9 protein-coding genes are annotated in these 13,488 nt (G+C 39.9%); 4 read left to right on the forward strand and 5 right to left on the reverse strand.

Annotation, left to right across the window (positions count from 1 at the left end; all coding sequences use genetic code 11):
* Window positions 1-7: 7 nt before the first annotated feature.
* Together pyk and Q7674_RS12785 are read right to left on the reverse strand one after the other, a co-directional pair.
* Window positions 8-1,453, reverse strand: coding sequence for a pyruvate kinase (gene pyk / locus Q7674_RS12780; protein ID WP_045063006.1), 1,446 nt, complete (start codon window positions 1,451-1,453; stop codon window positions 8-10).
* 237 nt (window positions 1,454-1,690) lie between these two features.
* Entirely contained in the window at window positions 1,691-2,548 is an 858-nt protein-coding gene (locus Q7674_RS12785; RefSeq protein ID WP_305423915.1) for a MurR/RpiR family transcriptional regulator, read from the reverse strand.
* A gap of 373 nt (window positions 2,549-2,921) precedes the next feature.
* On the opposite strand from Q7674_RS12785, the gene Q7674_RS12790 reads away from it, so the two are divergent.
* On the forward strand, window positions 2,922-3,740 hold the full coding sequence (locus Q7674_RS12790; RefSeq protein ID WP_045063007.1) for an SDR family oxidoreductase: 819 nt from the start codon (window positions 2,922-2,924) through the stop codon (window positions 3,738-3,740).
* A 731-nt stretch (window positions 3,741-4,471) separates the two neighbouring features.
* Here the strand turns inward: Q7674_RS12790 and Q7674_RS12795 are convergent.
* Window positions 4,472-5,725 (reverse strand): L-lactate MFS transporter, encoded by a 1,254-nt coding sequence (locus Q7674_RS12795; RefSeq protein WP_305423916.1) that lies wholly within the window; start codon window positions 5,723-5,725, stop codon window positions 4,472-4,474.
* An 863-nt stretch (window positions 5,726-6,588) separates the two neighbouring features.
* Between Q7674_RS12795 and psrA the strand changes: the two genes are divergently transcribed.
* From psrA to fabV, 3 genes are all read left to right on the forward strand, one after another.
* Window positions 6,589-7,254 carry a TetR family transcriptional repressor PsrA gene (psrA, locus tag Q7674_RS12800; protein ID WP_305423917.1) on the forward strand — a complete coding sequence of 222 codons (666 nt, stop codon included), beginning with the start codon at window positions 6,589-6,591 and terminating at the stop codon, window positions 7,252-7,254.
* Between the two features lie 65 nt (window positions 7,255-7,319).
* Window positions 7,320-9,596: an acyl-CoA dehydrogenase gene (locus Q7674_RS12805; protein WP_107229568.1), complete on the forward strand. Its 2,277-nt coding sequence runs from the start codon at window positions 7,320-7,322 to the stop codon at window positions 9,594-9,596.
* Window positions 9,597-9,783: 187 nt separating this feature from the next.
* Complete coding sequence (gene fabV / locus Q7674_RS12810) at window positions 9,784-10,986, forward strand: enoyl-ACP reductase FabV (protein ID WP_023932771.1); 1,203 nt, start codon at window positions 9,784-9,786, stop codon at window positions 10,984-10,986.
* Between the two features lie 355 nt (window positions 10,987-11,341).
* Here fabV and Q7674_RS12815 read toward each other — a convergent pair whose 3' ends face one another.
* Window positions 11,342-12,691 (reverse strand): ATP-binding protein, encoded by a 1,350-nt coding sequence (locus tag Q7674_RS12815; protein WP_008986740.1) that lies wholly within the window; start codon window positions 12,689-12,691, stop codon window positions 11,342-11,344.
* The gene (locus Q7674_RS12820) at window positions 12,688-13,362 is read right to left on the reverse strand and encodes a response regulator (RefSeq protein ID WP_008986741.1); all 675 of its coding nucleotides are present in this window, start codon (window positions 13,360-13,362) and stop codon (window positions 12,688-12,690) included. The genes Q7674_RS12815 and Q7674_RS12820 overlap by 4 nt, the downstream gene beginning before the upstream one ends.
* Between the last annotated feature and the right edge of the window lie 126 nt (window positions 13,363-13,488).

Raw genomic sequence — 13,488 nt, forward strand, 5'->3', positions numbered from 1 at the left:
TGAGTGATTACTCAACCGTTAGGATACGCATATTGTTAGTAGAACCAACGGTATCCATTACGTCACCTTGAGTAATGATCACAAGATCGCCTACTTGAACAAAGCCAGCATCACGTAGTACGTCTAATGCATGTTTTGCAGCTTCTAGACCAGCATCGCTATCACGGTCGAAGTAAACCGGTGTAACACCACGGTAAAGTGCTGCTTGGTTTAGGGTATTTTCGTTACGAGATAGAGCGAAAATAGGTAGACCAGAAGAAATACGAGACATCATCAGTGGAGTGCGACCCGATTCAGTCATTGCCACCATCGCTTTCACACCAGCCATGTGGTTAGCTGCGTACATTGTTGACATCGCAATCGTTTCTTCAGGTGAAGTGAATGAGCGATCTAAACGGTGGTTAGACACGTTAATGCTTGGCTCTTTCTCTGCACCTAAACATACACTTGCCATTGCTTTAACTGTTTCTTCTGGGAACTGACCTGCCGCTGTTTCAGCAGAAAGCATTACTGCATCAGTACCATCTAGCACAGCGTTAGCCACGTCCATTACTTCTGCACGTGTTGGCATTGGGCTAGTGATCATTGATTCCATCATTTGCGTTGCCGTAATAACCGTACGGTTTAGGCTGCGTGCACGACGGATAAGTTTTTTCTGAACACCAACTAGCTCTGGATCGCCAATTTCAACACCAAGATCACCACGTGCAACCATTACAACGTCAGATGCTAGAATGATGTCATCCATTGCTTCAGTTGTTGCTACCGCTTCAGCACGCTCAACTTTAGCGACTAATTTTGCATTTAGCCCCGCTTCAGTTGCTAGGCGACGTGCATATTTCATGTCTTCGCCATTACGTGGGAAAGAAACCGCTAAGTAATCAACACCCATAGCTGCTGCTGTAGTGATGTCTGCTTTGTCTTTGTCTGTTAGTGCTTCAGCTGAAAGACCGCCGCCTTTTTTGTTGATACCCTTGTTGTTTGAAAGAGGACCAGCAACTGTTACTTCAGTGTGAACCTTGTTACCTTCAACGGCTGTTACTTTTAATTGAACACGACCGTCATCAAGCAACAAAATGTCACCTGTTGTTACATCTTTTGGTAACTCTTTGTAGTCAAGACCTACAGCGAATTGGTCGCCTTCACCTTTTGGAAGATCGCTATCTAGAGTGAATTTATCACCGATAGCGAGTTGGATTTTACCATGTTTAAACGTAGATACACGGATCTTTGGACCTTGTAGATCACCTAGAATCGCTACGTTCTTGCCTAGCTTTGCTGCAATCTCACGTACTTGTTTTGTACGTTGAATATGATCTTCTGGACTACCGTGAGAGAAGTTCATACGTACAACGTTTGCACCTGCGGCAATGATCTTTTCAAGGTTATTATCACGATCAGTTGCAGGACCAAGGGTAGTTACAATTTTTGTACGTCTTAGGCGTTCAGACATGTGAAACTCCATTTTATTGAAACGGGTTTTATTGGCGCTTAGCAGAAAATTTAGCATGGCTAAGTTAGCAATAAAACTTGAGATAGTTTTGATATCATATCTCGCTTATTGGGCTAAATGATGTATATCAAAAGACGATAAACTGTCACTGCTTTTATTCTCGTTAGTTGTAACAAAACGTATGTAACGAGATTATTGCAATAAAAAAGCGAAGCTTCAGGCTTCGCTTTTCATGGGTTACAAGCCAGGATTATCTTTGGAAAAACGGGAGTCTTTCAATGACTCTTTCACGCGTTTTAAGTTATCTCTAAAACCTGCACCACGACGTAGCGTAAAGCCTGTCGCTAACACATCAATAACGGTCATCTGTACGACACGACTCGCCATTGGCATATAAATATCAGTATCTTCAGGCACATCTAAACAAATAGACAGGGAGCATTCACGCTCTAAAGGCGAGTCTTTTGCTGTAATACCGATGACGGTAGCGCCATTAATACGTGCCATCTGCGCAATTTCAACCAAACTCTTAGTTCGGCCGATGTGGGAAATTACCACAACCACATCACCGTCAGAGCAGTTAATCACGCTCATGCGTTGCATCACAATATCATCAAAACAGACGATAGGAATGTTGAAACGGAAAAACTTATTTTGCGCATCATGAGCAACAGAAGCAGAAGCACCTAATCCGAAGAATGAGATTTTTTTGGCTTGAGTGAGCAGATCAACCGCACGGTTGATTTGCATTGAATCTAGGCTATTTTTGGCAACATCTAAACATGCCATGGTAGATTCAAAAATCTTTGCTGTATATGCCTCTGGGCCATCGGTTTCTTCGACATTACGATTTACGTAAGGTGTGCCGTTAGCCAAACTTTGGGCTAAATGCAGTTTAAAATCAGGGAAACCTTTAGTATCTAAACGACGACAAAAACGGTTAACTGTCGGCTCACTGACATCAGCCATTTTCGCGAGGGTCGCAATGCTAGAGTGAATGGCAGTTTGAGGAGAGGCAATAATAACTTCGGCGACTTTTCGTTCGGATTTACTGAAGTGTTCTAAGTTATTTTGAATTTTTTCTATGGTATTCATAGCTAGTCATGCACTTCGTTATTGAATTTCATTTGTAGCAAACTTGTCATCAAGATGCGTCTTTAATGAAACTATACTACTTAATTTTGATTATCTCCTAGCTAATCGGGTGATTTTGCGGGCTAATTTTATGAGTTTATGACCGGGATCGACTTTTGGCTTTCAGTTTTGAAACCCTGTTCGACGAATAATTACAAAATAATCTCTTTAGATTTCGATATTGTTGCTATTTCTTTCATATATAAGGATTTATTTTACAGCTTGAAATAATTGGCTTGTCGTTATTTATTATCATTTCTAGTAATAAATCAGAAAAGTGAGCGTTGTTGGTGTTATTTTTCTTATATAAAAAGCATTAATGTAAGGAGTTCGTATGCAGGTAGCAATTTGTGGGTGTGGTTGGTTAGGGTTACCACTGGCGAAAGCGCTATATCAGAAAGGGTACAATGTTTACGGCACTAAAACAGCCTTGGTGGATGCCAAATTGTTAGCACAATGGGGAATTAATGGCTTTCAAATGCAGTTGCCATTAGAGACAAACGAGCAAATGGAGTATTTAGCACCGTTACTAGCCAGTGATGTGATGGTGATCAATATTGCAGCGGGTCGTCAGAGTGTAGATAAAGAGCAGCATTATCAAAATATAATGTCGCTTTCTCATCGCGCAAAAAATGCTGGGTGTAAACGTATCATCTTTATTAGCACGACATCCGTTTATGATGGTCGACAAGGAAGAGTGGTGGAGACGGATGATGTAATGCCTGTCACTAATTCTGCCTTAGTTCATGTCAAGATTGAACAGGCGTTACGTGAACAGTGGGGTGAGCAGCTGACTATTTTGCGTTTATCCGGTTTGATTGGTGACGATCGACATCCTGTTAAGTTTTTAGCAGGTAGACAAGGTATTAAGGATGGTAATAGCCCTGTTAACTTGATTCATTTAGATGATTGTATTGCTGCAATCTGCCGTCTTGTTGAGAAGAAAGCGGAAATGCCTGTTTTACATTTAGCCGCGGATTTTCATCCTTCTCGTCATGACTACTATACCCAAATGGCAAAACAACGATCGCTGCCTTTACCTCAATTTGAGATAGACAGAAGTGATTACAATGGAAAGGTGATTGACGCCAGCGCAACCTTAGCGTGGTTGGGGATCAGTTTGAAGCATAACGATTTGCTTAGCAGTAAATAAAAAAAACGCTGAACATCTGTTCAGCGTAAAGTTGCAATTAAGAGTTAAATTGCAGTGGCAATTTGGATTATCAGTGAATGTTCGACGGCCAGTTAAACAAATTTCACTAATAATATGGATTCTATATATTCAGACTGTCAATCTAGCAATGAGTTCAATAAATATTGAAAAAAAAGCTGGAAAGATGATTTTTATTTAATGAACGATGTTTTTATTTGTTTTCTCTCAGCATTAGGCAAAAAAAATCCCATTAAAAATAGATTTAATGGGATAAAAAAGTTCCGTAAATATAACAAAAAAGTTCAGCAGTAGTGGATATCAAACATAAAAAAATCTGTAACATACTGATTAAATAACCAAAGGCATAGTAGGGTATTCAACCAATCATACTAGTAAGACTAGGCAAATTTCTGTTAGTTCAAAAAAAATGAAAAAAAATGCGATTTTCTTATGCTGCGGTCTAAACAAGCAATTTTTCGATAAAAAAAGCCCGCTAAAAAAGGTAGCGGGCGAAATAAAATTTACAATTAGGAGTTAAAGCAGTAGTGGCATTTACAATGATAAAAATCGTCTAAACAGCATGTTTCGTAAAATCTTTATCAATATGAATACATTAATTATGACTATGCCTATGGGCAAAGGTTCCTAAAATATTCACATTTTTTGATAGATAATTTTTGCAGCTTATAACTCTATGATTCTTATAGCTAATTAAATGCGACTGCTCACCATCATGCTGTTGCATTTACCTTTAATGATTCATTCTTTTCTGGTTGGGTATTAGTTGCTGTTTTAGCCGCAGGATTTTTGGTTAGGACTGAGAACACTAGCGCTACACCCATGATGGTTGCAGAGTAGAAGTAAGCCAGCTCATAAGTACCTGTTGAATCCACCGCTGCTGCAGCAATAACAGGACCAATGAAACCACTCACCCCCCATGCCGTGTAAACGACACCATAGTTAGTACCGTAGTTCTTTAAGCCGTAGAAACCAGCTGCTAATGATGGGAATACCGCTGGTAATGTACCGTAACAAAGACCTGCGACAGCCATACCAAGGATCAAGCCTGCATGGGTTGTGTAGTGTGGGAATAGGATCATATTGGCAATAGAAAGGACAAAAGACAGTGTTAGTGTCTTTAGACCACCAATTTTGTCACAGAGCATGCCTGCAAATACACGACCTGATGTATTGAATAGGGCAAGTATCACAACAAGGTGTGCTGCGTCTGTCATGTTCGCTTGTGTTGCTGCAATAGAAGTAATATTACCAATGATCATCAAACCAGTAGACGACGCACATAGGTACATGATCCAAATGCTGTAGAACTGCGTTGTTTTCAGCATATCTGTCCAGCGCATTTCTGCCTGTGCAACAACCGCTTTTTTCTCTTCTTTATTTGTTGATGCTACTACGACATAGTTTGCTGGTGGGTTTGTGATAGTAAAAGCAAGTGGTGTCGCGATGCACAACAAAGCAATACCTAAGATATTAAAGCTGTAATTAATACCGTAGCTTGCAATTAAAGATGTGAGTAATGGTGCTAGATATACGCCAGCAAGACCAAAACCTGCAGCAATTAAGCCATTCACTAAACCGCGCTTTGAAGGGTGAAACCATTTCATTGCAGCTGGACTTAAACAGGCGTAACTAAAGCCAATACCACCGCCAGCAAGAATACCAAACGTAAAGATTAATTGAGTAGGGCTAGTGATGTAACCCGACGCAATTAAGCCTAAGCCTGAGCAAATTGTACCTGCGATTAATACACGTTTAGGACCAAATTTGTCTTGCAGAATACCAGCTAAAAGAAGAGTTACAGAGAATGTAATAATAGCAACAGTATAAGGCAAAGATGCTTCAGCGTTTGACCAGCCTAAATTAACAACAAGGGCTTTTTTAAATACGCTCCAAGTAAACAAAATACCAATACATAAATTAATACAAAAACCAGCAATAAGAATTTGCTTTGCTCTATCAAACATGAAGTTTCTCTCTAATGTGTTTTTTATAACGAAATGTCATACAAATACAGCGGTGTAATATTTTGAAAAAATAACTTACAAATATTGCGTGTTAATTTCTTGCAATGGATTCTATTGATAAAAATGGTTATGACAAGTAAAAAAATGAATTTATATAAGGCTTTGATATTAAAGTAATTAATGGTGTTATTTTGATTTAAGATAAACGTTTAGTAATTGTTGTTTGTATAATAAATAACAAGCTGATTATAGCTATTTTTTAATGCTTAAAATAATCATATAAGTAGTTTTAATTATAATTAATAGAACTGATATTAATGATTAAAAACTGTCGGTTTGTATCTAATTATATTAAGTCATTATTTAAAAATGTGATTATTAAATAATGATTTTAAAAAAGGATAGATCTTTTTAGATGTGGTTTTATTTGTTCAAATAAATATATCTAAGAATGGTAAATGAGTAATTATTAATAGGGTTTGTGTAGCTAAGCGGTACTGATATCGAACCAATCAAGAGTAGTCTGTACGGAAAGCTAGTCTTAACCGACAAGATAAAGAAAACCTACTCCAAAAATGAAGTAGGTTATGAAGGAATAACTTCAAGAAAAAAGTAGTGGCATAAAATGAGACTCTTCACACAGAGTTAAGTTCCAAGATATGTGTTTTTTTTATCATTCTTTTTGTATTTGTTGGTTGAACTTATAGGTTTGCTTTATAACGGGCTGATTTTAAGCGGATAAATTGATGGTTTATAGATTTTAGAAAAGTATTAGCGTTAGGTCGCATTATGAAACAGTCCACTTGTTAAATTTGTTATCGAAATGTAATATTTAAACATGTGTTTAATACAGGTGAATTAAAATGGCAGGCAAAGGAGAAACCAAGAGTCGGATTTTAGATGCTGCAGAGTTGTTGTTTGCTGAGCATGGCTTTAATGAAACCTCATTGCGAACCATAACCAGTAAGGCAGGGGTAAATCTGGCTTCTGTGAATTATCACTATGGAGATAAAAAGACATTAGTTCGCGCTGTGCTAAGCCGCTACCTTGATGTTTTTATGCCAGCATTGGAAGGAGAATTAGAGCGGTTACTAACCCGTGATGACTTTACAATGGAAGATGTTTTCCAATGTGGGAAATCGCCTCTAGTGAGTTTAGATAGCTACCGAACTAATGGGGCAACTGTGTTTATGTCTCTACTTGGCAGGGGCTACACTGATGTGCAAGGGCATTTACGTTGGTTCATTACCAATCGTTACAAAACCGTACTGTCGTTGTTTGTTCAAGCGGTTTGTCGCGCTAACCCATCTTTAGATCCGGAAACCTTATTCTGGCGATTACATTTCACCTTAGGGGCGGTTGTTTTTACCATGGCTTCCAGTACTGCGTTGTGTGAAATTGCCGAAAATGATTTTTCTAGCCAGGTTAAAACTGAAGATTTAATTGATCGTCTTGTGCCTTATTTAGCCGCGAGTGTAGCTGCACCCATAGAGCCCAGCTTATTTCTCGTAAAACAAGTACAAAACTAAATTAAGAACGTATACCTACATGAACTAAAAACGATAAATATAAAAGAAACAAAAGGATCAGAATTATGAGCACTCTATCAGCGATGCGAAAACGTTATCTCAGCGATCCCGCCTTTAAGATGTTTAAGAAAGTGTTACCACCACTTTCTGACACCGAGCGAGAAGCAATGGAAGCTGGGAGTGTATGGTGGGATGGCGAGCTATTTAGCGGTCAACCTAATTGGAGCACGCTGCTTAACTATCCAAAACCTAAACTGACCGATGAAGAGCAAACTTTTATAGATACCAAACTTGAAGTTTTGCTCGCCATGTTGAACGACTACCAAATCGTACAAGAAGATAAAGATTTACCGCCTGAAGTGTGGCAATACCTCCGTGATGAAAAGTTCTTTTCACTGATCATAGGTAAAGAATATGGCGGATTAGATTTTTCAGCACATGCCAACTCAACCATCGTTGCTAAAATCGCCACACGCAGTTTAAGCGCTGCGGTGTGTGTCATGGTACCTAACTCATTAGGGCCGGGTGAATTATTAACTCATTACGGCACTCAGCAACAAAAAGACTATTGGCTGCCTCGTTTAGCACAAGGTAAGGATATTCCTTGTTTTGCGTTAACGGGACCAGATGCTGGCTCGGATGCTGGTGGTATTCCTGATGAAGGCATTGTTTGTTATGGCGACTATCAAGGTGAGCAAGTATTAGGACTGCGTTTAACATGGAATAAGCGCTATATCACGTTAGCGCCCGTCGCTTCAGTGTTAGGGCTTGCGTTTAAGATGAAAGATCCTGATGGTCTGATAGGCGATAAACAAGAACTTGGGATCACCTGTGCTTTAATTCCCGCTGATCATCCGGGGGTAGAAATTGGTGAACGTCATGATCCATTGAATATGGGTTTTATGAATGGCCCAATCCGAGGTAAAGATGTCTTTATTCCGATGGATTGGCTGATTGGTGGTCAAGAGTATGCGGGTAAAGGTTGGCGTATGCTGGTGGAGTGTCTATCAGCAGGGCGTGGTATTTCATTGCCTGCATTAGGCACGGCGATTGGTCATTTAACCGCGAAAACGACTGGCGCATATGCCGTCGTTCGTAAACAGTTCGGTACTTCAATTGGTAATTTTGAAGGTGTTGCACAAGCGTTAGGACGTATTGGTGGCTTTACTTATATGCTTGAAGCGTCACGTACATTAACAACAACCTCACTAGATATGGAACAAACACCGGGAATTGTGACTGCAATTGCCAAATATCATATGACAGAAATGGCACGAACGATTCTAAATGATTCGATGGATGTACATGCTGGGCGTGCGATTCAGCTTGGTCCAATGAATTACCTCGGCCATCACTATTTCGGTATGCCTGTTGCGATCACCGTGGAAGGGGCGAATATTCTTACACGAAACTTAATGATTTTCGGGCAAGGTGCCACTCGTTGTCATCCTTATGTACTAGATGAAATGGAAGCTGCAGCCAATCCTGATGCAAAACAAGGAGCAGAAGAGTTTGATCGCCTGTTGGCGAAACATATCAGTTTTGCAGTGGGCAATGTCAGTAAATCATTATTGAACGCTTTTTCTGGATCTTGTTTCAATCGCACACCCGTTAGTGGTGAAACCGCAGTTTATTACCGACACCTATCTCGGATGGCTAAAGCTTTAGCCGTGAGTGCTGATTTTGCTATGTTGAGTTTAGGTGGTGAACTGAAACGCCGTGAGCTTGTATCTGCCCGTTTAGGTGATGTACTGAGCCATTTATATTTAGCGTCTGCGGTATTAAAACGTTACGAAGACGAAGGACGTCAACAGCAGGATTTACCTATGGTGAAATATGGGGTAGAGCACTGTTTGCACCAATGTGGAATCGCATTTAATGATGTATTTAATAATTTTCCGCGCAAAGGTGTTGGGCGTTTATTACGTACACTGAATTTCCCATTAGGTATTCATTATCATGCACCTACAGATGATATAGCGATCAAAATATCAGCATTATTAATGTCACCAGGCGCTCATCGAGAGCGATTAACTCACCTTTGTTATGTTGGCGATAAAGCCGATGATCCTGTGGCAATTATGGAGCGTGCATTTCTAGCTATGCATGAGATCAAACCTTTAGAGCGCAAACTAATGAAAGCGACACGTAGAGGTGAGATCCCACGCAAAGCTTCATTAACAGATAAGTTACAAGTTGCATTGGATGCGGGAGTTATCACAGAAGAGGATGTGAAAAAAATAGAAAATGCTGAACAGCTAAGGCAGAAGGCGATTCAAGTTGATCACTTTTGTGCAGACCAATTTAAAAAAGCTAGCATACAACCAGGGAAGGCAGCTTAGGTAGCTTAGTTAATGATATATAAACCTGGAATCTCCCGTGTGCCACGTTTAACGTGGCACTTTTTTTGACCAAAATTTCTTATAACACCTCCAACCACTGCGTTTTTTACCGTTTTATGTCATAAATTTAATGCGCATTGGACGCTAACCTTTTATCCTATCGACAACTATGTAAGGGAAGTTGAAGATGATCATCAAACCTAAAACTCGTGGATTTATTTGTACAACAACGCACCCAGTGGGTTGTGAAGAGAACGTAAAAGAGCAGATTGCTTACACTAAAGCACAAGGCCCAATTGCAAACGCACCTAAGCGTGTACTTGTTGTTGGTTCATCAAGTGGTTACGGCCTATCGTCACGCATTGCAGCTGCATTTGGTGGCGGTGCTGCAACTATTGGTGTGTTCTTTGAAAAGCCAGGTACAGAGAAAAAGCCAGGTACTGCAGGTTGGTATAACTCAGCAGCATTTGACAAGTTTGCGAAAGAAGAAGGTCTTTACTCAAAAAGCTTGAATGGTGATGCTTTCTCTAACGAAGCAAAACAAAAAACGATTGATTTGATCAAAGAAGATCTTGGTCAAGTTGATATGGTTATCTACTCATTAGCGTCACCAGTGCGTAAATTACCTGAAACTGGTGAAGTTGTTCGTTCATGCCTAAAACCAATGGGCGAAACGTACACGGCAACAGCAGTAGATACTAATAAAGACGTATTGATCGAAGCAAGCATTGAACCAGCTACAGAGCAAGAAGTTGCTGACACAGTAACAGTAATGGGCGGTCAAGACTGGGAACTTTGGATTGATGCGCTATCAGATGCAGGCGTATTAGCTGATGGTTGTAAGACTGTGGCTTACAGCTATATTGGTACTGAAATCACATGGCCGATCTACTGGCACGGTGCGCTAGGTCAAGCGAAGATGGATCTTGATCGTGCAGCGAAAGAACTAAACGAGAAGCTAGCGAAAACTGGCGGCTCAGCAAATGTTGCGGTACTTAAGAGTGTGGTAACACAAGCAAGTGCTGCGATTCCGGTAATGCCACTGTACATCGCAATGGTATTTAAGAAGATGCGTGAAGAAGGTGTACACGAAGGTTGTATGCAGCAAATTCTACGTATGTTCAATGAACGTCTATTTAAAGCAGACGGTACAGCAGCAGAAGTGGATGGTGAAAACCGTCTACGTCTAGATGACTGGGAACTACGTGAAGATATTCAACAGCACTGTCGCGATTTATGGCCGAACGTAACAAATGAAAACTTATTTGATGTTGCTGATTACCAACAATACAAAGATGAGTTTTTAAAACTGTTTGGTTTTGGCATTGAATCAGTTGATTACGATGCTGACGTAAACCCAGAAGTTAATTTTGATGTACAAGACATCTAATTAATTCTGCAATAAAAAAACCGCCTAAGTTGAGGCGGTTTTTTTGTATCAAAAGAAAGTAACTTAGGAAGATTTCTTCTCTTTATGTAGCCAACCACACTGGTTACAAATATGAATTCTTCGTATATAAAGCCGATGCCATAACTTACGTTTTATCCTTGAGGTATCAAAACTTGCACACTTCTCGCACTGCATTTAATTAATCCTTTTCTTGCATCTATATACAATGAAAAATAATCATCAGTGACAATTTTGACGATAATAGAGAAGATGTCTATTAAAGCGTGTCAAATTATTGGCGTTTCATGCTAGTATATAGAAACTTGGAAGTTGTAACAAATTTTTAATATTAAAGTTAGTCATTGAGCTTCGGTAAGTTAATGACAAATGAAGCACCTTCTAATTCTGATTCTTCAACATAAATCTTACCTTGGTAGCTATCTACAATCTCATGGCAAACAGATAACCCGATGCCTTGTCCCGGATTAAGTTGATCAGAGCGAACGCCACGCTGAAAGATAGCTTCTCGCATATCAGGTTTTACACCTGGGCCATCATCTTCAATCTTGATCGTGATATAAGAGTCAGTATCTTCAACACTGATACGCACTTGGCTAATACAAAAACGAAATGAGTTTTCGAGCATGTTGCCGAACAGCTCCATTAAGTCATCTTTGTTCAGTGGCAGCATAACATCATCGCTAAAATTACAATGAAGCTTTGCTTGTTTATCAGCATAGATTTTACTCAGCATGTGATTAAGGCTAGTTACTACTGGCATTAATTTAGAATTACTCTTTTGTAATCCTTGCTGACCGACCATTGCACGTTTTAATTGATATTGAACCAAATCATCCATTTGGCTGATTTGCTCCATAATGCGCTGATTTAATTCGTGACGTTCTAGAGTTTTATCATCTAATAAGGCATTGGTTGCTGCGAGGCGAGTTTTTAAACTATGGGCTAAATCGTCCATTGCATGACGGTATCGACCTTTTTGATCGTGACTAATACGGCTTAAGCGGTTAACAGCTTTAGTCACTTCTTGCAGCTCCATTGGATAATCGTTATCCAAATTATCACGCTTTGCTTCAGCCATTTGATCTAGTTGCGCTGCCAGTTTACGTAGAGGTTGGAAACCCCAATGGAAAGCGGCGATCAGAAATGCGACAGCAATAAGCACAAACAAGCCTAGATAGAATGCTGTACGTTGGTGAAGTTTAGCGAGTGCTTTTTCGTAAGAATCGGCTGAGCGCAATACTACGAGTTGGTAAATATTACCATTTTCACGATCGCGGCTAAGGTTATAGGCAATATAACCTTTATCACCGCCCATCTTGATAAGTGTGGGGGTCGGGATCTCTTCTGGAAGATAACGGCAGACATTTTTTAGATTTGCTTTATCTGCTTCATGGGAGAGCCACGTAGTGTTATCTGCCTGATCACAAACAACTGCAATGTAGTCTGTATCGGATGGATCAAGAGAATCAATCCATTTGTCAACATCTTTGATCAAACCTGCTCTGTTAAGCTGCGCAACGACCATTGGCATTTGCGCAACAAGCTCAGAAGAATAAGACGCCATGTAACTTTGGGAATAAAGTTTATTAATCACAGCAGCTAATGCGGATGTGACTAAAGCAATAATAGCAACCGAGGTGATTAATACCCGGCGTCTTAAACGAGGTTGTATAAACTGCTTCATTGGGCACTCAGTTCAAAGATATAGCCCTGACCACGAATGGTTGAAATAGGGTTATCTTGACCTGTTTTGGTGAATTTCTTACGTAGACGACTGATCATCACTTCAATCGTATTTGGATCACCTTCTTGATCTTCATACAACACATCTAATAGACGTTGCTTCGATACAACTTGGCGACTGTGGCGCATTAAGTACTCTAATAGGTCGTATTCAAAAGCGGTAAGCTCAAGTAAGCTTTCTTGAACATAAACTTGCTTTGCTAATAAATCGACACGAATATCGCCAGCTGTCATTTCTGGTTTTACAAAACCTGCACTGCGGCGCACAAGTGCACTTAAACGTGCCACCATTTCTTCTTTTTGGAAAGGTTTCACGAGATAATCGTCAGCACCTGCTTCAAGGCCTGTGACTTTGTCTTGCCAGTTAGAACGTGCAGTAAGAATAAGGATGGGTAGGCGAAGACCTTTTTTACGCATGTCTTTGATTAAGCTAATACCATCACGATCAGGCAAGCCAATATCGACAATTGCGATGTCATTAGGGTAGTTTTCCGCAAAAAATAGGCCTTCTTCTGCAGTATTTGCACACTGAACTTGGTTGCCTAATTCACTGAGCTGAGACTTTAAGTGATGGCTAAGGATGGCATCGTCTTCGACAATAAGAATTCGCATAAATTAAAACACCCAAGGTAACTATTTGTATTTATAAGTATATATGGTACGAAATATTGCCATTATTCGCATTATTTATCGTTACCATAAATTGAAATTAGTGCGCTAAAGCAGAAAAGTGAGCGA

Origin of the sequence: Photobacterium leiognathi (assembly GCF_030685535.1) — a bacterium.
GTDB lineage: Bacteria > Pseudomonadota > Gammaproteobacteria > Enterobacterales > Vibrionaceae > Photobacterium > Photobacterium leiognathi.